Below are 26,617 nucleotides of genomic sequence, written 5' to 3'. Positions count from 1 at the left end.
ACAGTGTATAGTTTTTTTCTAAAACTTTTCAGACTTTACTTCTGTCATAGTTTTATACAGTTATACACTAATACAAGTGTATATTTTGCAGAGATTTTCTTGTATTTCCTGTATTTGACAAAGCATTTTGTTTTCATTATAGTGTAATCACAGTATCGAGTGTATAATTCAATTGGAGGTGGCAGAATGAAATCAAAAAAAGAAACAGTCTATGACTTTATTAAACAATCAACTGATTCCGGAAAGCCATTAGAAGGGGTTAGCACTCAATATCTGGCCAGAAGGCTTGAAATGCAGCGCAGCAATGTAAGCAGCATTTTAAACGAACTGGTTAAAGAAGGAGCGATCGATAAAACAGATGGACGCCCCGTTCTATACCGGATTCCTTCGGTCTCAGCCGCAGGTACGGAGAAATCATGCTTTTCAGAACTGATCGGAAATGCAGGAAGTCTAAAAGGCGCAGTACAACTGGCTAAAGCAGCTATACTGTATCCCGGTTACAGTCTTCCGGTACTGATAACCGGCCCGGAAGGTTCTGGAAAGCGGGAATTTGCAAAGCTGATATCACGCTTTGCCCAGGAGAGTAATGTCACGGAGCAAAATCCTCCGTTTATCACATTCAATTGCTCTCTGTACGCCGAAAAACAGCAAAAAGCCGGCTTAGAGCTTTTCGGCATCTCATCTTCCAAGGAGGAAGACGCACTATCCTGTCTGCAGCGGGCGAATGGCGGAATCCTCTTTATTGACAGATTGGAATATCTGGATGCAGACACCAGGATACGTATCATGGACTTATCAAAAAATATAATGAAACACGACATCATTTTAATCTGCTCCATCGGAGAAGAAGGAAATCATTCACTTATTGAAATGTGTTCAATATCCTTTCCTGTCAAAATTCAATTAACACCCCTTGAAATACGACCGTTACAGGAACGTTTTGGACTGATATGCAGATTTTTCACAAATGAGGCCGTGCGGTGCGGACGAACTCTAAGTATCTCTTCCGAAATTATGACCTGTCTGCTTCTCTATCAGTGCCGTCAAAACATCAGTCAGCTTAAGAATGATATGAAGCTTGGCTGTGCCACCGCTTACGCCAGAGACTACCAAAGGAAAAATACGCAGTTAGAGCTCCTTCTGTCGGATTTTCCGTTTTATGTCAGATCTGGTTACCTTGAACTAAAAGGAAAGCGGGAAGATTTGAAAAAAACGATACGTGATGGTTACACTTATTTATTTACACCGAATGAAGAAATAAAAACCCGATACCAGCGTTCTACCCCGAAACCCGCTAATATCTATGAATGGATCGATAAACGGACTGGAGAACTTAAGAACCGCGGTCTTGAGGCAGTCGAAATCAACACATTAATCAGTATCGATATTGAACATGAATTTCAGGAATACAGCAGGGGACTAGGCAGCCATATCATAAACCGTGAGCAGCTCGCCCTAATGACAAACCCTCATTTAATTGAACTTGTAACGGAATTTATAAACGGGGCAGTGCAGAAATTTGACCGGATTTATTCACAGTCACTCTTCTATGGACTGTGCCTTCATCTGGATTCTGCTATCAAGCATTCAAACCGTTCCCGAAAGTTAAACGGCAGCCAGATCCTGGAAACCGCCGAATCTCACAAACGGGAATATGCTTACTGTACCAACTTTATCGCCAGACTGGAACAGGAATTTAATCTTTCCCTTCCTGTAGATGAAGCCGTTTTTCTCACCATGTTTTTATGTAAAGGAGGTGAACTTCCTGATACACCCAAACCAGTCCTTCTCATCATTATGCATGGATCACATGGTGCCGCTTCTCTTTCTGAAGTGGTCAGTTCATTAAGCGGAACTCAGGTCTGGGCTTACGATATTCCACTCGAACAGGCATTGAACGTAACCTATGAGGGGCTGCGAAGTCTTATCCTGAAAATCAACCAGGGAAAGGGAGTTTTCGCCCTGTACGATATGGGTTCCGTTTCGCAACTGTTGGACATGCTTGAGCAGGAAACCGGAATTCCAGTCCAAGGTATCGAAATTCCAATCACAGCTCTGGCACTGGACATAAGCAGGAAGTTACTCTTGAATTCTGATATGGAGGAAACAGCTTCCTGGGCCATACAAAATTACCATGCAGACAGGAAAAATCGAAAAAAAGGCGGCGATGTTATAATCACTCTTTGCATGAGCGGGGAAGGCGGTGCCATTTTAGTAAAAACATACCTGGAAAAAACACTTAAAACCAGCTGTCCCGAGATTATTCCACTGGCAATCAGCAGAAAAAAGGAACTGCTATTAGAGATTGATGAACTTCGCCGTCACTGCCGGATCTTATGCATTATAAGCAGCTATGATCCGCAGATCGTAGGAATTTCCTATATTCCTATTTCAGAAGTCCTTGAATGCAGTGAATCCGATCTCCCGGCACGCTTAAATCTCACTCCGGAGTCAGCTTTCCCTCCTGAAGGTAGTCTGACTACGAATGATTACGATGTAATTTTTGATCATTTGAAGGAACAGTCCACACAGATAGATATCAACCGGCTGAAGCCTAAGCTTCTTAAGGCAATCAGCCATATGGAAACAGCCTCTGTCAACGATATGACTAAAGATATTAAAATAGGACTTCTGGTACATATATTCTGCTGTATCCAGCATTTGACAGAGGGGAGGGAGCTGCCTGTAAATATATATGCCCCGGAGATCATCGAACGAAATCCAGAATTATATCAGGCTGTGAAAGAAAGTATGCAGGACATTGAGCGGACCTTTGGAATCACATTTAGTGATACGGAAAACGCTAATGTTATTTCCATTATTAAGCGGTCCCGGAAAGGATAAGGAACAATGAGTGAAACTTCAATAGAACATATTGTTATGGAGCTGGTAGTAAATGGGGGGAATGCCAGAAGTATGGCCATTCAGGCCATACGAGCTGCCAAAGAAGGGCATTTTGCCGAAGCAGACCAGTATCTTCAAAAATGCAGTGAGTCGCTAAACACGGCACATAATTATCAAACTGAATTGATACAGGGGGAATTAAATGGTAATACTCCTGCCCAAATCAGCCTCTTAATGATTCATGCCCAGGACCATCTTATGAATGCCATGACAGTAAAGGATCTGGCTATGGAAATCGTAGATCTCTGTCGTAAATTAATGTAAAAGGGGGATGTATTTATGACATATATTACACTGATCTGTGCTGCAGGCCTATCAACCAGCATGCTGATGGAGAAAATGAAGGCCTATGCAGCCTCCCACCATCTGGATGTGCAGATCGAGGCCATGCCGGAGGGAAAGTTCGAGAACTGCAGCAGACATACCGATATCCTGCTGTTAGGTCCGCAAGTGGGTTATCTGAGAGAAGACATGGAAACGCGATACCGACCAGCAGGGATGAAGGTCGCCGTAATTGACATGATGGATTATGGCATGATGGACGGCGGTGCAGTACTTTCCAAAGCATTACGCTTATTATAAAAAGGGGGATACTATAATGGGGATTAATAATAAGATTGAGGCTATGCAAAATACACTTATGAAGCTTACGAACCGGCTTAAACGCAATAAATACATTAATGCGGTATCCGATGGTCTGATCGCCATCTTTCCAATACTTATGGTTGGTGCGCTATTTGCCATTGTAAATAACCTGCAGTATGAACCATTTGTCAATTTTCTGAGCGATACCGGATTAAAAGAAATTGTTAACCTTCCCTGTCAGCTTACGACAGGAATGATTGCGGTCTATGCAGTCTTTTCCATCTCTTACAAACTTGCCGACTCCTTTGGAAAAGACGGCTTAACAGCCGGTTTTATATCGCTGACCAGTTTTTTCATCATTACGCCGCTCACAATGATCGGTGACAGCGGCACGCTGGCCCTGACTTTTCAGTGGACTGGCGCAGGCGGACTCTTTGTTGCCTTTATCATGTCCCTGATTATGACAAAACTGTATATTTTCTTGATTGACAAAAACATTACAATAACACTTCCCGCCGGAGTACCTCCGACCACAATCAAAGCATTTATGGGACTTGTTCCCATGATCATCATTATCATTATCTCAATTGCAGTACGGGTTATCTTTCGCTTTACGCCCTTTGAAAATGTTCACGCATTTGTTTATCAGATTCTTCAGGCTCCCCTGTCCAATCTTGGAAACACCCTGCTTGTATTCCTGCTGTTAAAACTCATTACCAATATTTTATGGATGTTTGGAATTCACGGAGGACTTGTCATGTATTCAGTTGCAGTACCGCTATGGCTGTCCATGGATTATGCCAATTTAGCCGCTTACAATGCCGGAGACCAGCTTCCCTATATCCTAGGCTATGCATTTGGCATGCTGTTCTTTCAGTTTTCCGGAACAGGCAATACCATCGGGCTAAATCTTCTTATGCTGAAAGCGAAAAGCAAGCGATACCGTACCTTAGGAAAACTGGCGCTTCCAGCCGGAATCTGCGGTGTAAATGAGCCCATCATTTTCGGTACCCCCATCGTGTTAAATCCAATGCTGGCGATACCATTTATCTTAAATCCACTCATTAGCGGAACTCTTGCCTATTTACTTACAATTATTGGAATACTGCCACGGCTGAATGGAATATTTATGTTTGGAATTCCATTTGGCATCTCTGGTTTTCTGGCCGGCGGCTGGCGTGTTGCGGCGTTTCAGCTTCTTATCCTGATACCGCTTTCTATTATCAGCTATTATCCGTTCTTTAAAAAGATGGATGCAGTTGCTTACTCGGAGGAACAATTATGAAACAGAATCAATTAACAGGCTTCCCAAATAACTTCCTGTGGGGTGCTTCTACAAGTGCACACCAGTTCGAGGGCGCATGGAATGAGGATGGGAAAGGATTATCTACCGCAGATATGCGTAAAACTCCACAAGGGGTTACTGATTACAAGGTAGCAAGTGATCATTACCATCATTATATGGAAGATGTTGCCCTCATGGCTGAGATGGGATTCCGGGCATACCGCTGTTCTATCTCCTGGACCCGCATCCTTCCACACGGCAACGATCTTGTTCCCAATAAAAAAGGACTGGAATTTTATGATAATCTGTTCGATGAGCTTTTAGAACATCACATCGAACCCATTGTTACCATCTATCATTTCGATTATCCTGTCTCTTTGATTGAGCAGTATGGCGGCTGGATATCCCGCCGTTCCATAGACGATTACGTCCATTACTGCCGTATTCTGTTTGAGCGGTATGGAAAAAAGGTAAAATATTGGCTGACTATAAATGAACAGAATATGATGATCGTCTACGGACAGTCTTCTGTTGCCAGTCTCTTCTACGGAGAAAAGATAAAAGAACGGAAAACCGTTATGAATATCAATCATCACATGTGTATTGCCCAAGCCAGGGCTATGGCCATTTATCATGAGATGAAACTGGGTGGTTTGATTGGACCCGCCCCTAATATTACAGCCATCTATCCGGCTTCCAACCTTCCGGAAGATTCGCTGGCCGCTATGAACTACAGTGAATTCCGCAATACCCTGTATCTCGATCTTCTGGTAAATGGCGAATATCCTTCTGCACTCTGGAAGTATTTGTCCGACCGGAACTGGCAACCAGATATTCTTCCCGGAGATATGAAGACCATTGCGGACGGTAAACCTGACTGGATTGCCTTTAACTACTATTTCTCAGAATGCGTACGGGCCTATCCGAAAGATAAGGCATCACAGCGGTCTGAAAATACTGATGACCCAAACGTAACTTTTATGGCTCAATCCGGCGATAAGCCCAAAATTGCGGAGAATGTCCCCAATACCAGTCTGCCTCAGACAGCAAGCCATATGGCGATTGATCCTGTCGGACTACACCTTGTGCTAAGGATGCTTTGGGACCGGTACCGTCTCCCACTGATTATCACCGAAAATGGCTGTGGAGTTCCCGATACGCTGGAGTCCGACCAGACTATTCACGATAGCTATCGAATCGAATTTCTGGAAAAACATCTACTTTCCTGCAGAAAAGCTATTGAAGAGGGTGTTCAACTTATTGGTTACTGTCCATGGAGTGCTATAGACCTTGTCAGTACTGGCGAAGGCTGTTCTAAACGTTATGGTTTCGTCTATGTCAACCGGGATGAATGTGATTATAAGGATTTACGCCGCATCCGAAAAGACAGTTTTTACTGGTACCGAGATATTATTCGTGCCAACTCATTACACGCAGACAAACAGTAGCGAGGCAAAGTAAAAGGTGTCGCAGAATCACTATTTTCTAAGATTCTGCGGCACCTTCTGCCTTCCTCACGCCTTCACAGCCCATCTCATCTTCGTCGACCGTGCCCGTCCGTTCCTCAAGCACTCCTCCGCCGACGGCCGTATCACCTCATCCGCGATCTCACTGTAAACGCCTTCCTTCTTCAGGCGTTTAAAGGACTTCTTCACCAGCCTGTCCTCGCCGGAGTGGAAGGTCAGGATCGCCACACGGCCTCCCGGCGCCAGCACGCCCGGAAGCGCCTCTAAGAATGAGTAGAGCACTTCAAACTCGCTGTTCACATCGATCCGCAGCGCCTGAAATGTCCTCTGACACGATTTTTTCACCGCTTCCTTCCGGTCTGCTTCCGGTACTGCCGAGAGAGCCTTCTCAATGACCTGGCGGAGATGCGTCGTCGTATCGATCGGATTGCCCTTTTTAATCTCCAGGACGACCGCTCTGGCAATCTCCTCCGCGTATGGCTCGTCCGCATTTTCCAGAAGCATACCCCGCAGCTCTTCCTCATCGATTGTACGCAGGCGCTCCGCGGCCGTGATTCCCTTCTCCGGATTCAGCCGCAGATCCAGCGGGCCTTCGGTTTTATAAGAAAATCCGCGGTCGGGATTGTCGATCTGCATGGAAGATACGCCAAGATCCGCCAGCACAAAATCGAACGGTCCCACCTCGGCCCCCACGCGGCCGACATTCGCAAAATTCTCCTGAATTATCGTCAGTATTTCAGGGCCGAAGCCCTGGCTCTGTAAGCGTTCCCGTGTCTTTACAAGCTCGATGGGATCGATATCAAGGGCGTAGAGATGGCCCTCCGACTGCAGGCACTTTAACATTTCCCGGGTATGGCCGCCGTAGCCAAGCGTGGCGTCAAGCCCCTTCTGCCCCGGCTTGATCTGAAGGAAATCGAGGATTTCCTGCACACAGATCGAGATATGCATCCCAGCCGGCGTACTTCCCTTGCTCACCACCTTCGCCACGGTATCGGCGTATTTCTCCGGCTGAAGCTCCTTATATTTTTCCTTATAATTTCTCGGATGAGTCCCTTTATACCGGACCCTGCGTTTATGTGTCTGCTCCTGATTCTCCATTTGTTCCTTCCTCTCTCCTCATATTCTCTTATCAAAACTGCCGCTCCAGCGCCCTTATCCGGCCTGAATCCCCGTTTCTCCCGGATACAGAACCGTCCGGTCCTCCGCGCTGTTTAACGTTACAATCCATAGGGCGCCATCGCTTTCATTCAGCCAGATCTCGCCATTTCCCACGGCTACTCCCCTATAGTTCCACCAGATAGAATCCTCATCCATAAACTGACTGAGGCGCTCCTTAAAGTCTTCCGTGAAAATCTCATCGTAATACGTTAAAAATGCCTCCGGACTCTCTACCGTCACTTCCTGGTCCGGCAGAATCACTTTCCTCGGAAATGCGATCATCCGGGAGGCTTCCGCCTTCTCTCCCGCCTTTACATGGCCTACAAATTTCTTTAGAAAGGCCCTCGCGTCCTTTTCCCGAATCCCGGTTATCTCATACATCTTGTCCTCACCGGCTCCGCTCTCCGGACTGGCGGAGTCCGTTTTTGCGCCGGTTCCGGCTTCCGCCGTTTTATCGGCCCCTTCCCCCTTGACGGGTGATGTCCGGTTTTTTATAAAATCCATGATCGTGCTGATATTCTCGTTGGCGTGTGCCTCATCGACCGCTTCGGACAGTTCGGTGTCAATCACAAATTTCGTTCCGTCGCCCATAAAGATTCGCGTAGTGGGAAATGGAACCGCCGCCTGCGGACCCGCTCCCGTTATATACGAAAGAATAGCGATTACATCTTCATTTCCATTACCGTCAATATCACGAAAGGATACCATATCCACCGATTCGAAGGTCCACGGTACACAGCCCTCATCCCATGCCTGAGGAAATTCATATAATATCTCATCATTTTTCGTCAAATAGAACGCGGCATCATCATGAACACGACCGGCAGGCGGCGCATAGGAAACGAAACGGACATCTCCCCAGTTCTTCCAGGTGACATCAAAGCTCTGTCCGGCAATAATCCGGCTGCCATCCAGCGTATGTTCTCCGCCCTCTTCCGCTTCTCCACCGGCAGCAGCGGCCTCAGACGCAGAGACCGTCAACGGCTCCGTGGTCTGCGTTTCCTCTGCGGCCGACTGCTCCGCTGCAGTGATATCTGCCGTTTGGCCATGGGAGCAGGCCGACAGAACCACTGCCGACACTGCACCTGCCATAATCACGTATTTTATCTTATTTTTTCGTTTCATCCTTATCAAAATTCCCTTCCAGTCCTGCATCCTGTCATTCGATCCCCCGCCAAAACGGGCTTTCTTTTATCCCATGTAGTATAACACAGCCAAACCATGTCAGCAATCCTGTTGTGAAATTTCCCCTGTCTCCGTACCGGAACGCGTTACAGTTCACGGCCCCTTTGTCCGTCCTGCCGTCCGGTCTGCGGTTGCCTCAGCAGTGAAACTTTCTCAGCACAAAAACAGCGGAGGCCAGCACGCCTCCGCCATTTCACACGTTTCATTTTACGCAATATATAAAATCTCCGCATCGCCCAGCGTTCTCTTTATCTCCTCCCGCAGGAATTTCTCCGCATCAGCCCTCACCTCCGGACGGTAGCAGTACTTTCCCCGGCCGCGTCCCGTCATGAGTTCCTTGTCGTAGAGCTCCGGCGCAGCCGGAAATGCCTCTCCGTTGATCGCCCGATGCACAAAGCTGTATGTCATCAGGATAACCTCCAGAAACATCTCCTGCTTCATTTTGGGCGAGAGGCGGTCTCTCAGCGTCTCAAGCAGCGTCCGGTACTCCTCTTTCCAGCCTTCCATGATGATGACCGGGGCGATCAGCAGGCCACAGGGATAACCGGCGTCACACATCCGGTTTACCGCGTCGATCCGCTGCATCAGAGATGATGTCCCCAGCTCGATTCTGCTGATGATGGGCTGCGGATTCACACTCATGCGGAAAATCACCTTTCCCCTGTGATCCAGGTTCAGCAGCGGGTCCACCATGTGAAATTTCGTCGGAAATGTAATATGGCCGCGTCCTCTTTCAGCAAACTGTGTGATCGTCCACTCCAGATTCCCCGTAATGGTATTTTCCAGCACAAGGTCGCTGTTGCTGCCGATCTCGAAGGTTTTCTCAGTATCGCTGCTGAAGGACACCTTGATCAGCCGGTCCATCATCTGCTCCCGGTTGACAAAAAGCCGCAGATACGAGCACTTATTGTAATTGCAGACCAGGTAGCAGTACAGGCACATGGCGCTGCATCCGGAAGAGGTATAGGGAACCAGATAGTCGGATACCTTATGGTTCTCCACATACTTATGCGTCTTCCTGATTCCAATAATCAGGTTCCGCTTCATCCGCCCAAATTCCTTATTGGACTTCTCCTGCATCTCGGGAATTCGGTTGTGGCTTTCTATGGGAATCCACGGCAGTTCTTTAAACTGTTCCTTTAACTCCTTTCCCAACTGGTAATTCAAGATCTCCGGCTCATAATAAACTTCATTAAAATGCTGCATACCGTCTCCGTTTCCTCCGGCTCACTTCCCACCGGAACGTTTTCTAACAGTATGCAGCAATGGCAAAAAATTATTCTTTTTTTATGGCATCCGGCCTCTATCTGCTCTTATAAAGATCGGCCGTATAATTCTCCATCGGATTCCAGTTTTTGAATTCAAAGTCATCGGCGGACACATCGGCGCCCTTCGCCTTAGCGGCATCGATGGCTCTCAGCCACTCTTCCTGTGTCTTGTCAGAAAGTGTCTTTAACTCCGTCTTATAATCGATGTTCTGCGCCAGAATACCCTGGGCGATTTCCCCGAGTCCCGGAGTGATCGCGGAAACTTCTGCATAAACGTCAGCTGTGGCCGGATTTCCCACGATCGGATCTGGTGCCAGCGCCGCTTCCTCGTTGTTTAAATTGTAATACTGAAGCATAACGTCGTCAGTCATATGAGCCTTGTTGGCCGCGTCGATTACCGATACAAATCCACCGTCTTCCACGAGGCCCGCCTGATAATCCTCAGAATAGAGCGCGGTTAAATACTTGGCCGCCACATCCGGATGCTTGCAATTTGCGGAAATTCCCATCCACGGCTGCGCTCCGATATAAGGAAGCTTGCCCTTCATTCCATCGTCCGGTGCCGGAAGCGCCATGACACCGAAATCCAGATCCGGGTTATCCTTGCGCCATGTGGAGATACACCATGCGCCCTGAATGATAAACGCCGCCTGATTCTGTGCAAACAGTGCGCGGGCCTCCGGTGCTTTGATGGAAACGGTATCCGGATGGAAGCATCCCTCTTTCACCAGTGTATCATAGAAATCAAAGGCACTCTGCATTGCCTCGGAATTCAGCGTATTCTGCCCATCCACCAGAATCATCTGGGAAATGTCGCTGCACTTGCCGCCATCTAAGCTGGCCAGGGAGCGAAGCGCCAGCTCCAGACGGTTCGCCTGTGCGCCGCTGTCGATGATTCCAAAATACTTGCCCTTTCCAGCGTCGCTTATCTTCCTGCACACGTCGATAAACTCGCTGCGAGTCTTCGGGAGCTGGCTCTCATCGATGCCTGCCTCTTTTAACACATTCTTATTGTAAAATACAAGGGTATTGATGATATTTGCCGATTCCGGAAGCACATACGTCTTGCCGTCAATGGTCGTTATTCCTTCATTCAGAGCGCCATCCGCGAACGTATTCAGGAAATCATCGGATACGTAATCGTTCATTGGCATAAACCAGTTTTCCTTCAGGGCCGCGCTCAGCTTCATGCCAGAGGGAAGCGGGAATAAATCAGGTGCGTTCCCCGCCTTGATGGCGGAAATAACGGTCTCCTTGAACTGATCCGCAGTCAGAACCGTGTACTCGATCGTGACGTTGGGGTTCTCCTCCATAAATTTCTTGTGGAAAGCCTCCCTGCGCTCTTTCGTACTGTCACTCCAGTCGATGATCTTTAATGTCACCTTTTCGTCTGTCGGCGTATCCACGGCTTCAGACTCTTCCTTTGCCTCTGTCACGGCTGCCGTCGTATTCGCGTCATCCTTTGTCTGCACCTTGACTCCGCAGGCGCTTAAGGATCCGGCCATAAGCACCGCCAGCACCGCCGCAAGGGCTCTCTTCACTTTTCTCATAAATATATCCTCCTTTATTTGATTTTCTTAACTCTTTACAGCTCCGGCGATACCATCTACAAAATACTTCTGCAGTGCGATGAACACGCAGATAACCGGTACGATTGCAATGCTGGCGCCGGCAGCGATGCCGGTCCAGTCAACGACATTTTCGCCTCGTAAGGCGTAGAGTCCCACAGCGAGCGTACGCAGGGACGGATTGTTAAGCGTAATGATAAGTGGCAGTAAAAAGGAGTTCCATGTCCAGATAAACTGCATGATCACCACGGTTACCATGATGGGTTTGGCCAGCGGAAACATGACGCTTCCATAGGTTTGAACGAAATTTGCGCCGTCAATGGTGGCCGCCTCTTCCATCTCATTCGGTATTGAGGCGTAGAAGCTGGAAAACAGCATCAGGAAGATGACGTGGCCGCCGCCCGACTCCGCCAGGATCAGCCCCACCAGGCTCTGGGAAAGGCCGATATTTTTTAACAGCTCGTAGATCGGGATCACGGTAAATACCAGGGGGATGGTGATGCTGGCCATGAATATCTTCATGATTAAGCCCTTTCCCACAAAGGAGTAACGGCCCATGACGTATCCGGCCAGGGAGGTGCTTAAAAGTACGATCACCACAACCGATACCGTTACGATGATGGAGTTTTTAAAGTATATGCCGAAATTCGCGTTATTCCATGCGCGGATAAAATTGTCCAGGTTTAAGGACTGGGGAATCAGATTCAGCCCGCTGGCGAAAAATTCATTCTGCGTCTTGAAGGAAGCCGAAATCATCCAGAGAAATGGGTAGACCCACAGAAATGAAGCCACCGCCAGGACTGCGTAGAGGACCATCTTCCCCACCTTGTTTAAAATCGATGTTTTTTCCATATGCCCCTCCTATATCGCGTTTTTCTTCTGAAACGCCGTCTTCACCACATTGCCCACCGTTCCGATCACCACGACAATAATTCCAAAGGTCATGGCTGCGGCACTGGCGTAACCCAGCCGGGGCATTCCGCTGCTGCTGGCATAGGCCGTCCGGTATACAAAGGTAGCCGCCACATCAGTGGAGTAAAACGGTCCGCCATTGGTCATGGTCTGAATCAGGTCGAATACCTTTAAGGAGCTGATGATACAGAGTACGGTAATCACGCCGCCGATCGGAATGATCAGGGGAAATACCACATGGAGAAATGTCTGCCACTTGTTCGCACCGTCGATGGTCGCCGCCTCATATACGTCCTGGGATACGCTCTGCAGCGCCGCCAGCCAGTAGATCATAAAGGTTCCGGAATCCTTCCAGACACCGATGAGCACTACCACAATCAGCGCCGTATTGGCATTGCCCAGCCAGTTTAATCCCCTCACTCCGAAGAGAGACAGAAACTGGTTAATGGAGCCGGTTCCGCCGAAGATGAACATCATAATAATTCCCACAATGGAAGCCGTTGTAATGACTGGCAGGAAGAACACAGTTCTGAAAAATGTGGCGCCCTTCTTTAATATACTGTTAAAGATATAGGCCAGGGCCAGAGAAATCACCAGCTGCAGCGGAACGGCCATGAGCATGTACTTGAAGCTGTTAGCCACCGCATTAAAAAAGTATTTGTCCTGTAACAGCTCTTTAAAGTTGTCCAGTCCGATGAACAGGGCGCTTGATGTCATTCCCGACCAGTCCAGAGTCGAATAAAAAATACTGGAGAGTATCGGATACCCCTGAAACAATATGTATAGTATCAGTGTGGGAATCATAAAAATCCAGCACCACATGTTTATGCGCCTTCTCTGCTTCTTTCTGCGGTCCACTGTTCTGGCCGGCGAAGCGGCTGAAAACTGTCCTTTCATGGAAAGCCCTCTCTTTCTTCCTTTAATTATATTTTATAATTAATTTGGCATTGCTTTTGTTGGTTATAATATAACACTTTTCCGCATGTCGTGCAATATAAAATCAAAAAATAAAGTGTTTTTGTTTATTATATCACTTTTCAAGAAATATTATTGTGCATTTTACACATATATTTTTATTCTTTCTTTTTGATATAATAGTTATAAAATATAATTAATTAACCAGATACATTACAGGAGGATTTCCATGACGATCAACATTTTATATTCCTCACATTCCGGTTCGCCTGTCGCCTTTGCAGCACAGGAGCTGTCCCGGTGCCTGGCGGAAATAGTTGCGGATTCAATAATTATACTTAATAATCAGAATTGCAGACCGGCTGACGTCACGCTGCGGCTCGAATCGCTGGGAAACCCGAAAAACAGCGAGGACGCTTACTCCATTGACGTCAACTCATCCGGAGGAATCATCTCGGGAAGCAATGACCGCAGTGTCCTTCTCGGCGTCTACAAATACTTATGGCTCCTTGGCTGCCGTTTTCCCGCTCCCGGTCAGAAGCATGAATACATACCTTCCTTATATAAGAAAGAACAGCTCTCCGCCTGCTGCCGGAAGAAAGCCGCGCTGCGCCACCGGGGCGTCTGTATCGAGGGAGCCAACTCACTGGAGAATATTCTGGACTTCATCGACTGGCTGCCGAAAATGGGATACAACAGCTTCTTTCTACAGTTTCAGCTTCCCTATACCTTTATGGCCCGCTGGTATCACCACGAGATGAACCCGCTCTTAAAACCGGAGGAATTTACGAGAGAGACTGCCGCCTCCTTCACGGAAAAGATCGAGGAGGCGCTTCAAACGCGTGGTCTTCTGCTCCATCAGGCGGGCCACGGCTGGACCGGAGATGTGCTCGGCTTCCCCTGTGCAGACTGGAAAGCCATTACCGAACCGCTGCTGCCGGAGACCAGCTCCCTCGCCGCCTGCGTGAATGGAAAGCGGGAATTATTTCACGGAGTGCCCATGAACACAAACCTCTGCTACTCCAATGAAACCGTTATCGAAAGGTTTTCCGACCGGGTTGCGGAATACTGTGTACAGCATCCAGCCGTTTCCTGCCTCCACGTGTGGCTGGCGGATGAATTTAACAATATCTGTGAATGTGAGGCCTGCCGTGCCCAGCTTCCCACAGACCAGTATATACGGCTGCTGAACCGGATCGACGAGAAGCTGACCAGTCTGCACCTCGACACAAAAATCGTCTTTCTGCTCTATCAGGAGCTTCTGTGGCCGCCAGCAGAGGAAGCCTTCCGCAATCCGGACCGTTTTCTCCTGATGTTTGCCCCTATCAGCCGCACCTTCGAGCAATCCTACCAGCTGAGGGACAGCTACGGTCCCATTCCGGCCTATGAGCGGAACCGGATCACCCTTCCAGTGGGACTCGATGAGAATATGGTGTTCTTGAGATCGTGGCAGAACTATTTCCACGGGGAAAGCTTCGTATACGATTATCCGCTGGGCCGGGCACACTACGGTGATTTCGGCTATATCCACATCGCCGAAATCATCGGTCAGGACATCCGGAAACTGAAACAGATGGGCATGGACGGTTATATCAGCTGCCAGGAGCTTCGGGAATGTCTCCCTAACGCATTTCCAGGCTACGTCATGGGCCGTATGCTCTTTGATGAGGATGTGACGTTTGAAGAGCTGAAGGAAGAGTACTTCAGCGCCGCCTACGGGCCGGGCTGGGAACGGGTTCTTTCCTATTTAACAAAACTGTCTTCCCTGTGCAGCTGCGACTACTTCAACGGAAAAGAAAACCGAAAGGATCCGAAAGAGGCGGCAGCCATGAGGGAATTGATCAAATACGTGGATTGTAGTCCCGTGTCCGGGACAGACAGTGCAAAGGGCCGCACGGCCGTGCAAAATTTATTTTGGAAATATCTTGACTACCACCGAGAATATAGTTTACGATTAGGGAAAGCGCTGATGAAGCTGGCCGAGGGAAACGAATCGGAGGCACAGGAATGCTGGCGGCAGTTCCAGAATATGGTCTGCGAACGGGAAACGGAATTCCAGGATTGCCTCGATGTTTACCGTGTCACCGAAGTTTCCACCAAATACACCGGTTTCCGGCTGGAAGAACCGCTCGTCAGCACACTTTAGAGCTTGTTTGAAACTAGTACAGCATTGCATAAGTTCTGGTGAATGCTGTACTAGCTTTCCACATGCTCTGGTAATATTATAACGATGGAAGAATGAGGTTGCTGCAGCCATGTATAAGGGAAAAAAGAAGAAAGCCTCCAACCGGAGCCGGATATTGGAGTGTATTTACCGGAACGCGCCCATTGCCCGAACCGATATCGCAGAAGAGACCGAAATCACACCCGCAACGGTAACCATGAACGTTACCACACTGATTTCGGAAGGATTTGTAAGGGAGCTGGGAGAAGCCTCCACGGACGAGGGCTCCTCGGGCCGCAAGCGGGTTCTGATCGATATCATACCCGACAGGGCTTACAGTATCGGTCTGGAGTTTACCCAGAAGGCCCTGGTCATCTGTATCACGGACTTAAAAGGCCGAATCCGTTTTCAGCACGCGGAACCGTTTAACGAGGAGCTGGCCAGCCGGATCACAGACGCCATTATCGATGGTGTCAAGGGCCTGGTCGCAGAGTCCGGTATTTCCTGGGACGAAATCGTTGGAATCGGAGCCGCGGTTCCGGGCCATATGAACGGGAGCGCCTCCAGTCTCGTGACCAACCGGAAGACATGGCAGAATTTCGACCCGAAACGGATTGAGAAGGAACTTCCGCTTCCCATTGTCTATGAAAACAACGCACGCTGCATGGCTCTTGGCGAATATCTTTTTTCCCCGCAGGAGAGCCCTGACAGCTTCGCCTTTTTCCATGTGGGCATGGGAATGTTCTGCGCCAACGTCGTGGATGGTGAGATGTTCCTCGGCGAGAACTACGTGGCCGGCGAGATCGGCCATACCATCGTCAGCGAGGGCGGCCGCCGCTGTGAGTGCGGCAAATACGGCTGTCTCCAGACGTACGCCAGCGAAAACCACCTGATCCGCAACGCAAGACTGCTGTACAAAAACACGCCGAACACCATATTGAGAAGCCTCGTCCCCGACGATTCCCTGATCACCATCGAGACAATCACCACCGCCTATTCCATGGGTGATCCTGTAATCGGAATGTATATCGCGGAGGCGTTAAAATACCTTGGCATCACCATTTCCAATATCGCCATCATCACCAACCCTGGTAAGATTTTTCTGCATGGCCAACTCTTTGACAACCAGGACATTCAGAACGAACTGATGGATTACATCGAACGCCAGCTGATCTTCGTGGATCGCACCTACGCAGGGAACGTGGAAATCCTGCCGTATGCGGCCGTGGACGGGGCCGTGGGCGCCAGCGCGCTGGCCATTCTGCGGTTCTTCATCCGGCCGGCTATGGGGGAATAAATGTGGACCTTTCCCTTGCGTTTTATCTATAAGGAGGCGCCATGCTGATAAAATCTGAGCCTTGTCCCTGGTGTGGGCAGGAAATAGAGAGTCCTCATTTAACCCGCGGAACCTGCGAACACTGCAGCAAGCCGTACCGCCCGGTCATTTTGCTCTATAACCGGTACCGTACCCGGCGAAGCGAGGTTCCTCTGCTGCAGGCATATGCCTTTTATATCATCACGTTCCTGATGTTTTTGTACATTGCGGTCAGAAACAGTCTACGCAGATCCGGTATTGATTTTATTAGCATCGTATTTGTCGTCCTTTACGGAACGTTTTTCCTGTTTCGACGGCCGAAGGTCTATCTGGCTAAGGTCTCACTTAAGGAGGCCGAATCCGAAAAAGAGTACGGAGTATCAGAAAATGAAACGAACCTGGGAAATGGAGAAGCGGAGAGCGTTGGGGCAGCTCAGAAGGGGACTTATATATTTCTGGAAGGCCGGGGCACCCCCTCCTTCTACCACAGCAGAATGAAGATACAGCTTCTAAACCAGAAGGACTTTTCTCCCTCTGACGTTCTGGAAGTCACTATTCATATGAGGGAAGACGTTACCGAGGTCTTTATTGAGACCGATGAGAACACACCGGAGTGCCTTAAGAATCCCGGCACCGAATTTCGGCTGTTTGCCGGGGATTACGAGACAAATGGAGTCACCATGCGGCCGTTGGACCAGAGGGCCGGTCTCTTTCAGGCAGAGTTTACTTTTACAAACGCAGATTTCACACCGGACAAACACGAGTATTACAGGGCCGTTATGATGCTTCCCGAGGGAGATGTACCATTTCACCTGATCCCAAACGCCTCAGACATTCTGGAAAACATGATATCCGGAAAAATGGTTTATGAGGTCATGCTCTTCAGCCCTTCCATGAAAGCAAGGGACCTTCCCATTCCGGCTTATTTTAACCTCTGCCGGAAGGATGGGACGTATCTTGGCGAAGGCACTGTAACGTATCACTTCGCAAACCGTCTTCTCTTCGAGGAGGCAGGGACGGGAGTAAATACGGATTATGAATCTCGGAACCGGTGGCTGTAGAATGACAGAGATTGAAAACAGAAGGCAGAAAGCCGGGAGTTTAAGATAACGTCTTAAACTCCCGGTTTTCTGTTTGATTTATGCGTTTTGCTTCTGCTCTCTCTGTTCTCACTGCAATATCACACCAGATGCTTATCCAGCGTAAATCCCCGCCCTCTCACCTCGCGCACGCCGTTGATAATGATAAATGCCTTCGGATCGATCTCCTGCACACAGTGGTTCAAGTGGCTCATTTCCCGGTTCGGGAGCACACAGAGAACTGCCTTCTGGTCCAGCTTCTCGAATCCAGTCTGGATTGGCAGGAAGGTGGACCCCCGGTCCAAATCCTTCTGGATAATCTCATTAATCCGTTCATACTCCCGGCTGATGATCAGCACCTGCACATCGCCCGCGCCGAATACCAGCACCTGGTTTAATACGATGGAGGTCAGCAGTACAGACATGATGCCGTAAAGAATCTCTTCCGTATTGGAAAATATCATCTGAGACAGCAAAATGAAAATGTCAAAGAAGTACATGGACACCGCCACCGGAATCCGGAACTTCTTGTTGAGAATCAGCGGAGGAATATCCATACCTCCGGTGGAACCGCCCAGACGCATGACGATCCCCAGTCCCAGTCCGGTCAGCATACCGCCGAACAGGGCCGCCAGTAGGCGGTCATTCGTCAGATGGCTGAATGCCTCGATCTTCAAAAACTGATTCAGAAACACGGGAAATACAAGTGTGCTGACAATAGTGGTCAGCGCAAACCGCTTTCCCAGAATGTAGAATCCCAGCAAAAACATGACCACATTGAGGGCTGCCACCGTCACCGATACGTCCAGATGTGCAAAATGCTGCACGCTTCTGGCAATTCCCGTGGCGCCTCCCACCAGGAAATGATTGGGCATGGAAAACGCCGAGAGCCCCAGCGCAAAAATCCCATTTCCCACCACAATTCCAAGTATCTTTCCTATTTTCTTACTCATTGTCAGCTCACTTCCCCTTTGTAATTATAGTCCGTTAATATGATCTGTCATTGGAAGCCGGTATTCCAGACTCATCCTTTATCCTTTATCCTTTAGAATTCCAGCTTCAGTCCGGTCTCATACTTGACGTCGTCGATAATCACGCGCACATCAAATGTGCCGTTTAGTCCTTCCTTGTCCACATTTAAGGTCACTTCCCTGTCGTCCTTTGGCAGGAAGGTACCGGAACACATGGCCAGGAATTTCTGTGCGCTGGTTGAGATGAAGTAACGGTGGATTTCCGCCGGATCATCCTCTTTTTCCAGCTGGAACATGACAAGCTGCCCCTTCTTAAACTTGGCTTTGAAAATGATGCGGTCGTCTTCTTCCGTGAGCACCGCCTCACAGGATTCCGGAAGCAGTTCTCCGGTGCTTTCTGCCGGAACCTCCGTATCAAATTCGCCCGTAACGCCCAGTTTTCCTACGACTCTTCCCTTTCCCAAATCGAGACTCTTTCCCTCCCGGTAAAGGCTCATCTTCTCGGCACGGTAATAATTGGATGGCAGATGCATTTCATACATCAGCTCTCCGTCCATGATCTCCACAGTAATGCTCTTTAATACGCATTCCGGATCCTCCAGATTCATATAAACCGGAAGTTCCTCGCATGTAACACCATGATTATACCCCATTCCGCCGGAATGTACCAGATAGTAACCATCACGGTAGTATTCTACATTGGAAATGTAGGAGGAGAAGAAATCATTTTTCCGTTCCTTTCCAAACTGCCATACCTGCTCGATCGTCATCTTCTCGGTATCGATATGGTAGCGGACTCCCCTGGAAAAATTGTCCCGGTTGAGTCTGTAATGTTCCTTATTTTTGGATCTCCAGTGGCCATTATCAAACATCATGATATCACCATCCGGAAGCATCATACAGGCGTGCTGCTCATACTGCCAGTCGAAATCGCCTTCGCCTGCCGGTGTAAAGAAATAACGGCTCACCATGTCTTCCGGCCACCCTTCAGGATCTCCGATGATCCAGTTGAGCGCTCCCGTCTCGAAGTCAATATTGATAACTACGTCCTGGTGTCTGCCGGACAGTGTCAGAGAGTTGGTTCGTTTGTCATACCACACCGCATTGTTGTGGAACCAGTCGTGTTCGGACCAGCTTCCGGATTTCGCTGCTTCCTGCGGAAGTACTTTTTTGTAATCCCAGGACTTGATGATTTCCCCGCTTCCGCGGTCCACCAGCACGCACATATCTTCCGCTGTGGCGGCATTTTTCTCCTGAGTCAGAATCAGGAGATTTCCATCCTCCATCTCGAACTGGTCGTGGTGATATCCGCCGGGAATGCGGTACTCCGTGTATATTTTACCGACCAGGTCCATTTCGCAGACTCCCGCCGTGTAGTAAGGCATGTTCAAGAGCCGGTTGGAGCCTATAAGAATGCGGCCGTTTGCCGCGGGCTTCATATCGAAGATAAACGGCTCCACCAGATGCCAGCGGCAGTCGCCGCGGTAGTCGTAGCCGCCCGCCAGCGAGTCCCCCGCCGGTGTCACAAACATGAGCTGCCCATTCATGTAGTCACTCGTCGTATTGATGTAATCTGCCTGATACGGCATATTTTCAATTTTTTCTGTTGTCACAGTCACGTCATAAGCAGTTCCGTCTTCCAGCGTGACCACAACCGTATTGTCATACTCGGGATAAAGCCCCAGCACAGGGAGAATCTGTTCCTTTGCCTTCGGAAATGTGTGGGTGATATCGCCCGCAGCTTCCTTTCCCTTAACGGTCAGTGTTACCGCCTCTTCCTTCTCTGTATTGAATATAAACAGGGCTGTCAGCGGATTGACAAAATAAGGATTTACCACCACATACGGATGCTCTGCGGTATAATTTCCTCCCTCGAGTTCTTTTATCATAGCCGTTTCCTGCTCGTACTGACGCTCCACTAAGTGGCTGATTCGCTCATAGCCGATTGTTTTTCGTTCCATAGTAATTCCCCTCCTGTTATTTTGTTAAAATTATAACACTGTCTTCACGGTCAAAAAAATATCAGTTGCTATGATTTTACTTTTTATTTGCCTGGTGCTGTGGTATAATAGGAACACTTAGTGAAGTTTTTCACGAACTAGTGCCGGGCGGCACTAGTAGTCCTTATGAAAGGTATCCCTTATGATGGAATCCAATATGAATTACATGAACGCCCTGCGCGGCCTTGGTACTCTGACCCATAAAAAAAAGCACGACTGTCTGTACAATCGTGCCCATATGGACAAATACGTATACTGCCTCGAAGAAGGACTCTGCGCCCTGCACAGCGTCTCTCCAGGCGGCAGAGAACGGATCTATCAGTATTTTCTTCCTGGTGATTTTGTCGGCTTTATACCGGCCTATGCCCGTACCTATCCCGACGATACCTTTTACGCATTTTCCATTACGGCCAAATCCGCCTGCACACTCTATCAGATCCCCTATTCTACCTTCCGGGAATTTGTAGAGGCGCATCCTGATTTCTACCGCTGGCTCTTTGAGACAGCGATCGCCCATTATGATAACGCGTTAAAGCATTGCTATGCGCTCCAGGATGGCGATAATTTCGTCAGCCTCTGCTGTGCCCTGACCGAACTGGCTATCTACGAGGACACGCATTACGTCATACATAAGGATTTTTCCTACAGCGAGCTGGCGGGCTACCTGGGAATCCATACGATCACGGTGACACGGCTCATGGGAAAGTTAAAGGACATGGGGATCGTGAGCAAACGAGGGCATCAGACGGTAATCCAGGACATGGAACAGCTGACGGCGATGGCACAGGCGCGGTGCTGAGACCGGCCGCTTTCCATCAAAGCGACCTGCCCAATTCGCGCGCCTCTTCCAGTGCGGGATTCCCCTTGATTTCCCCTTTCTCTCTCACTTCCCTTACCAGAACCATCCCCGCATTCTCCAATTTAAAGAAGTCAAGGATCAGCTGATACTGTACTTTTATCGCGTCAAAAACGGAGGGCAAAGCAGCACCTGCGACCAAAAGCAGTACCATCTTCTTGATTTTAAACTTATTTCTCATCGGTGTATGTAAGCGGTCAACGACCGCCTTCAGCTGCGCACTGATTCCGTAAAAATAGACCGGCGATGCGATTACCAGAATCTCTGCATCTGTCAATTTCTCGTAAATCAGCTGCATATCGTCTTCCTGAAAGCATTGATTCCCTTCCCTCGTAAAACACGAATTACAGCCAATACACGGATTGACCTTATAATCAGCCGCCGGAATAATCTCCACCTCATGGTGCTCCCCCGCACCGTCTGCAAATGCGCGCGCCAGCAGCTCCGTGTTGCCGCCCTTTCTTTTACTTCCTGTCAATATTACGATCTTACTCACTGCACATACTCCAATTCTATTTTATAATTGTTGATTCGATTGTAGCACGCAGAGAATCATTCAGCAACTCCTTTGAGAAATATCCGTCAGCTGTTCACAGTCATTCCTGCCCCTTAAAAAGCAGAATACGCCAAAAGAAAAGGGCGCGGTTTGCTCCGCACCCTCTTTCCTCCGGCGTATTCTGCCTGCGTTCTATTTTTTTTCATCGTTCACATGCTTGATGGAAATTCCCGTAAATCCATACAGAATCGAGAATACCGGCGTCAGCCACAACAGCGGAACGAATCCGATATACTGCGCCCATGTAACCCCCAGTGTTCCCGCCATGTAAATACCATAGCCATGCCATGGAATCATAGGTCCTGCCAGTGTGCCGCTGTCCTCCAGACACCGGGAAAGAATTCTCGGCGCAACACCGCGCTCTTTAAAGAGGGGCTGCATCAGACGTCCGGTCAGTACATGGGACATCGGGCTGGAGCAGCTGACAATACTGGTTACATATCCGGTTAAAAGCGTTGCCAGCACCAGGGAACCGTCGCTGTTGATCCGCTTGATAAAGATGGAAAGAATATTGTTAAGAACACCCAGGCGGTCCAGCATACCGCCCATTCCTACTGCAAAAGTGATAATAGCCACATACTGAAGCATGCTCGCCATACCGCCTCTGTTTAAGATAGATTTCAGCACAGCAATGTCTGTATCGCTGGTAAATCCGTCATAACAGACCTTGAGGATCGACCGCACATCAACGCCCTGGACGAAGATTGCCACAAGCGCTCCCGCAATCGCACCGATTCCCAGCGCTTCAAACGCGCCTACCCGGAACATCAGGAGTGCAATAATCAAAATAGCCGGGATCAGAGTGGTCCATCCGATGTGGAACGCGCCCTGTAAGTAATCAATGTAAATATTCAAATCCCCCGGATCATAGCCGCCGCCTGTCTGCTGTATCCCCACTATGGTAAAGAAAATAATGCTGATAATCATCGGAGGAAGCGTCGTCCACAGCATACTCTTGATGTGGTCTCCCAGCTTCGCCCCCGCAACGGCAGGAGCCAGATTGGTCGTGTCGGAAAACGGGCTTAACTTATCACCGAACATGGCGCCGCAGATTACCGCTCCAGCGACCATTCCCGGATTGATTCCCATAGCATTGCCGATCGCCATCATGGCCACACCGGCGCTGCCCGCGGAGCCGTATGACGTTCCTGTCACCAGGCTTAATACCGCCGTAAAAATGAGAGTAAATGTCAGTAAAAATGCCGGATTGATGGATTTCAAACCGTACACAATGATGGTAGGAATCGTTCCTGACGCCATCCAGGTGCCGATCAGAACGCCGATCGCCATCAAAATGGTCATCGTAGGCAGAACCACCTTCAACGCGTCGAAGGCTCCTTCTTTTACATGCTCATAGTCAATCTTCAATACAATACAGAATACATAGATAATCAGCCAGCTGAAAAACAGCCCGATCATCGGTCCGCCGACCTTAAAACGAATACAGACCGCTACTGCCGCCACAATTAACAGCAGAAGCACCGCCGACTGAATCCCGTTAAGCGTCTTTTGCTCCTTCTCTTTTGTTCCCATACAGTGTTACCCTCCAATAGTTATTTTTTTAACACAGCTCGTATCCTATCATAGCTCAAACACTGTGTTAAAAAAATAACTCACGCTAGGATTTTGTTGAAAAAGATATATTTTTACTGATACTGGAAGAAAGTCTGATTTTAGGACAAATTCTGATTTCAGGATAAGTTCTGATCCCCAGCCAGAAGCCATGTTACGATTCCGCGCTGAGCCTTCTCCGTATAGTACATGACCTCATATTCATTCCCTTTTTCACTGAGCCGTTTCTCCGCTTCAATTCCAAAGTTTCCGCCCTCTTCCGTCAGCTTTTTTCTGCCCATTCCGTTGAAAAACTGTATCTCCCAGCACTTCTCCTCCATCAGCTTCTGCTCCACGGATTTTATAGTCAGACGCTTCATGGTCTCATCGTCCCTTAAATCGTTAATCTGTCCCACAAAATCACTTAGCGTTACCCGGTCCGAATAGTGAATCTGGTCTGCCAGTTCCTCTGTCATTACAAATTCTGATTTCGTTTTCGATGACCTTTTCTTAGTTCCCTTTCCCTCCGCCGAAGCCACCTTCTTCGGTAATGTATCTCCCGGCAGATCCGCTTTTTCCGGACTTCCGTTTTCCCACGCCGTAAGAGCCGCCTCCAGCGAGTAGTCCGGCAAATCCTCTTCCTCGCTGAAAAAGTACAGATCATCACCGTCGTCGTATCCGCTGTAATCGGGAACCGCTGCCGCTGTCCCGGCCGTTACACCAGTCTCTGCCCCAGCCTCTGCCGGGGTCTCCTCCTTTACACATGCAAGGAACCGCTCTCCGTATTTCGAATACTTAAATTCCCCTACCCCGGTTACCTTAAGCATCTCTTCCTTCGTCCCCGGCTTCACCACGCACATGTGGGTCAGTGTCTTATCAGAGAATACGATATACGGCGGAACTTTTTCCTCCTTCGCAATCTCCGCGCGCAGAGTCCGCAGCTTCTCAAACAGCGCTTCCTCGCGCTCTGTAAACTGAGCGCCGCCGAGGCCGGCCGCCAGCCCCTTCCGGCTCTTCTTTCCTTTTTCGCTCTTCACCTTTGCCGGGTGTTCCTGCTCCTTCGCCATCTTCATGACAACCGGCTCTTCCTCTTCCAGAACCGCCTTCGACTTCTCCGTCAGCTTTACGATGGCGTATTCGTCATTGGTCACGCCCAGATACTCCTTGAGCTGAAGGTAATTCATCACCTGGCGGAGTTTATAGGTCGGCACTTTGGAAAGCTTTGCATAATGGGGATTTTCGTCCATACGGTACTGACGGATCTTTGCCGTATTGGCGCCGTGGACCGTATCGATAATCACGTTGGTCCCATACCGCTGCCTGCTGCTCCCCACGCATCCGATGAGTTCCACGGCAATCTCCGTCACGTCCACCGTCTCGAACTGACTCAGACAGTTGGAACAGTTTCCGCAGTAATTCTCTCCATATTCTCCGAAATACCGAAGGATATAATCTCTCAGACACTCATTGGTAAAGCAGTAAAATGTCATCTTACGCAGCCGTTCCCGGTCTCTCTCCTGGACGATGGCACGGGTCACGGCATCCAGTTCCTGATTATCCCGGTTATTATCGATAAACAGCTGATTTGTAATCACATCCTGGCCGCCGTACAAAAGGATACACTCCGCCGGTTCCCCGTCTCTGCCTGCTCTGCCTGCTTCCTGGTAATAGCTCTCCATATTCTTCGGCATGTTGTAATGGATGACAAACCGGACATTGGATTTATCAATTCCCATGCCGAACGCGTTGGTCGCAACAACGATAGCCGCCCTGTCGTAAATGAAGTCCTCCTGATTTTTCTGCCGCTCCGCATCGCTCAATCCCGCGTGATACCTGGTAACAGAGAATCCATCTGCCCGCAGCTTCTCGCAGACCTCTTCCACGTTTTTCCTGGTCAGGCAGTAGATCACTCCGCTCTGCCCCGGATGAAGCTCCAGAAAATTCTTCATCGTCTCATACTTGTCTTTCGGCGCCTGGACGCCGAAATATAGATTAGGCCGGTCAAATCCCGTGGTCAGAACTGTCGGCTCCCGCAGCATCAGGATATCGCTGATATCATCCCTTACCTCCTTTGTGGCCGTAGCAGTAAAGGCACTGACCACAGGGCGTACCTCCATCCGTTCGATAAACTCTACAATCTTTAAGTAGCTGGGACGGAAATCCTGTCCCCATTGGGATACACAGTGGGCCTCATCGATCGCCACCATGGAAATCTTCGTATTTCGCGCAAAATCCAGGAATTCCTCCGTCACGAGCCGCTCCGGAGCGACGTAAATGATGGGATAACGCCCCTCTCTGGCATAGGCCAGCGCCCTGTAATACTGGGAAGCCGTCAGGGAACTGTTTAAATAGGCGGCGTGAACCCCCGCCTGGTTTAACGCCTCCACCTGATCCTTCATCAGTGAGATTAATGGAGAGATGACCAGTGTAATTCCATCCATCATAAGTGCCGGGATTTGAAAACACAGCGATTTACCTGCCCCGGTAGGCATAATCCCCAATGTGTCCCTGCCGCTTAAAATGCTGTCGATCAGCGTCTCCTGTCCGTCACGGAACTCGTCGTAACCAAAGTATTGTTTTAACACTTGATGTTTATTCATATGTCCCTCTTCTCGTGCTCCTCTTCCCTGCAGTTCTCAACCGTTTCAGCTAATCTATCTGCTTTTATTCTCTTTTTGTTCTCTGCTTTTCTCTGCCGTTCCGCATACATTTCACGAATCCAGACTTTTACAGGCGCCTTCCACTGTTGTTTTGGGCTCGGGATGTTTTTTATCAGGCTTTTCGGATTAAGGCCCATTTCTTTCGCCATGCGAATTTCTTCTTCTCCCAGTCTGCATTTCTTTTTTGCTTCTGCCCATAACTCTGCTTTATATGCCATA

General features: G+C 48.9%; 21 protein-coding genes. 9 read left to right on the top strand and 12 right to left on the bottom strand.

Annotated features, from left to right (window positions below; translation table 11 throughout):
* Window positions 1-186: 186 nt before the first annotated feature.
* From H8S75_RS26880 to H8S75_RS26860, 5 genes are read left to right on the top strand one after another with little or no spacing between them, the layout of a single operon-like run.
* A complete protein-coding gene (locus tag H8S75_RS26880; RefSeq protein WP_187024156.1) occupies window positions 187-2,844 on the top strand; it encodes a PRD domain-containing protein in 2,658 nt (885 codons plus the stop codon).
* A gap of 6 nt (window positions 2,845-2,850) precedes the next feature.
* Entirely contained in the window at window positions 2,851-3,168 is a 318-nt protein-coding gene (locus tag H8S75_RS26875; protein ID WP_117623667.1) for a PTS sugar transporter subunit IIA, read from the top strand.
* Between the two features lie 15 nt (window positions 3,169-3,183).
* Entirely contained in the window at window positions 3,184-3,486 is a 303-nt protein-coding gene (locus tag H8S75_RS26870; RefSeq protein WP_187024155.1) for a PTS sugar transporter subunit IIB, read from the top strand.
* Window positions 3,487-3,502: 16 nt separating this feature from the next.
* Window positions 3,503-4,774 carry a PTS sugar transporter subunit IIC gene (locus H8S75_RS26865; RefSeq protein WP_187024154.1) on the top strand — a complete coding sequence of 424 codons (1,272 nt, stop codon included), beginning with the start codon at window positions 3,503-3,505 and terminating at the stop codon, window positions 4,772-4,774.
* A complete protein-coding gene (locus tag H8S75_RS26860; RefSeq protein ID WP_187024153.1) occupies window positions 4,771-6,222 on the top strand; it encodes a glycoside hydrolase family 1 protein in 1,452 nt (483 codons plus the stop codon). The genes H8S75_RS26865 and H8S75_RS26860 overlap by 4 nt, the downstream gene beginning before the upstream one ends.
* A gap of 66 nt (window positions 6,223-6,288) precedes the next feature.
* Here the strand turns inward: H8S75_RS26860 and rsmH are convergent, their stop codons facing one another.
* The 6 genes from rsmH to H8S75_RS26830 all read right to left on the bottom strand — a co-directional run bounded on the left by rsmH (window position 6,289) and on the right by H8S75_RS26830 (window position 13,228).
* The gene (rsmH, locus tag H8S75_RS26855; protein WP_002602807.1) at window positions 6,289-7,338 is read right to left on the bottom strand and encodes a 16S rRNA (cytosine(1402)-N(4))-methyltransferase RsmH; all 1,050 of its coding nucleotides are present in this window, start codon (window positions 7,336-7,338) and stop codon (window positions 6,289-6,291) included.
* A gap of 54 nt (window positions 7,339-7,392) precedes the next feature.
* Window positions 7,393-8,523, bottom strand: a complete 1,131-nt coding sequence (locus H8S75_RS26850) for a hypothetical protein (RefSeq protein WP_187024152.1) — start codon at window positions 8,521-8,523, stop codon at window positions 7,393-7,395.
* A gap of 267 nt (window positions 8,524-8,790) precedes the next feature.
* Window positions 8,791-9,789 (bottom strand): SPL family radical SAM protein, encoded by a 999-nt coding sequence (locus H8S75_RS26845; RefSeq protein WP_187024151.1) that lies wholly within the window; start codon window positions 9,787-9,789, stop codon window positions 8,791-8,793.
* 97 nt (window positions 9,790-9,886) lie between these two features.
* Window positions 9,887-11,401: an ABC transporter substrate-binding protein gene (locus tag H8S75_RS26840; RefSeq protein ID WP_187024150.1), complete on the bottom strand. Its 1,515-nt coding sequence runs from the start codon at window positions 11,399-11,401 to the stop codon at window positions 9,887-9,889.
* 27 nt (window positions 11,402-11,428) lie between these two features.
* Complete coding sequence (locus H8S75_RS26835; protein ID WP_187024149.1) at window positions 11,429-12,271, bottom strand: carbohydrate ABC transporter permease; 843 nt, start codon at window positions 12,269-12,271, stop codon at window positions 11,429-11,431.
* Window positions 12,272-12,280: 9 nt separating this feature from the next.
* On the bottom strand, window positions 12,281-13,228 hold the full coding sequence (locus H8S75_RS26830; RefSeq protein WP_187024148.1) for a carbohydrate ABC transporter permease: 948 nt from the start codon (window positions 13,226-13,228) through the stop codon (window positions 12,281-12,283).
* Window positions 13,229-13,475: 247 nt separating this feature from the next.
* On the opposite strand from H8S75_RS26830, the gene H8S75_RS26825 reads away from it, so the two are divergent.
* From H8S75_RS26825 to H8S75_RS26815, 3 genes are all read left to right on the top strand, one after another.
* On the top strand, window positions 13,476-15,392 hold the full coding sequence (locus tag H8S75_RS26825; protein ID WP_187024147.1) for a DUF4838 domain-containing protein: 1,917 nt from the start codon (window positions 13,476-13,478) through the stop codon (window positions 15,390-15,392).
* Between the two features lie 109 nt (window positions 15,393-15,501).
* Window positions 15,502-16,707 (top strand): ROK family transcriptional regulator, encoded by a 1,206-nt coding sequence (locus H8S75_RS26820; protein ID WP_187024146.1) that lies wholly within the window; start codon window positions 15,502-15,504, stop codon window positions 16,705-16,707.
* 41 nt (window positions 16,708-16,748) lie between these two features.
* A complete protein-coding gene (locus H8S75_RS26815) occupies window positions 16,749-17,786 on the top strand; it encodes a hypothetical protein (protein ID WP_187024145.1) in 1,038 nt (345 codons plus the stop codon).
* A gap of 119 nt (window positions 17,787-17,905) precedes the next feature.
* Here H8S75_RS26815 and H8S75_RS26810 read toward each other — a convergent pair whose 3' ends face one another.
* Window positions 17,906-18,757: a YitT family protein gene (locus H8S75_RS26810; RefSeq protein ID WP_002602798.1), complete on the bottom strand. Its 852-nt coding sequence runs from the start codon at window positions 18,755-18,757 to the stop codon at window positions 17,906-17,908.
* 92 nt (window positions 18,758-18,849) lie between these two features.
* Window positions 18,850-20,736, bottom strand: a complete 1,887-nt coding sequence (locus H8S75_RS26805; RefSeq protein ID WP_187024144.1) for an aryl-sulfate sulfotransferase — start codon at window positions 20,734-20,736, stop codon at window positions 18,850-18,852.
* A 181-nt stretch (window positions 20,737-20,917) separates the two neighbouring features.
* On the opposite strand from H8S75_RS26805, the gene H8S75_RS26800 reads away from it, so the two are divergent.
* Window positions 20,918-21,574 carry a Crp/Fnr family transcriptional regulator gene (locus tag H8S75_RS26800; protein WP_002602796.1) on the top strand — a complete coding sequence of 219 codons (657 nt, stop codon included), beginning with the start codon at window positions 20,918-20,920 and terminating at the stop codon, window positions 21,572-21,574.
* A gap of 16 nt (window positions 21,575-21,590) precedes the next feature.
* On the opposite strand, the gene H8S75_RS26795 is transcribed toward H8S75_RS26800, so the two are convergent.
* From H8S75_RS26795 to H8S75_RS26780, 4 genes are all read right to left on the bottom strand, one after another.
* Window positions 21,591-22,127: a flavodoxin family protein gene (locus H8S75_RS26795; protein WP_117623676.1), complete on the bottom strand. Its 537-nt coding sequence runs from the start codon at window positions 22,125-22,127 to the stop codon at window positions 21,591-21,593.
* A gap of 192 nt (window positions 22,128-22,319) precedes the next feature.
* A complete protein-coding gene (nhaC, locus tag H8S75_RS26790; protein WP_187024143.1) occupies window positions 22,320-23,720 on the bottom strand; it encodes a Na+/H+ antiporter NhaC in 1,401 nt (466 codons plus the stop codon).
* Window positions 23,721-23,878: 158 nt separating this feature from the next.
* Window positions 23,879-26,338 (bottom strand): DNA helicase RecQ, encoded by a 2,460-nt coding sequence (gene recQ, locus H8S75_RS26785; RefSeq protein ID WP_187024142.1) that lies wholly within the window; start codon window positions 26,336-26,338, stop codon window positions 23,879-23,881.
* Window positions 26,335-26,616 (bottom strand): hypothetical protein, encoded by a 282-nt coding sequence (locus tag H8S75_RS26780; RefSeq protein ID WP_187024141.1) that lies wholly within the window; start codon window positions 26,614-26,616, stop codon window positions 26,335-26,337. Before H8S75_RS26780 ends, recQ begins: the two co-directional genes overlap by 4 nt.
* Between the last annotated feature and the right edge of the window lies 1 nt (window position 26,617).

This window comes from Hungatella hominis (assembly GCF_014288005.1).
GTDB classification, from domain to species: Bacteria; Bacillota; Clostridia; order Lachnospirales; family Lachnospiraceae; genus Hungatella; species Hungatella effluvii.
Note: the sequence above shows the minus strand (reverse complement) of the source record. Positions and strands in the feature narration are given on the sequence as shown.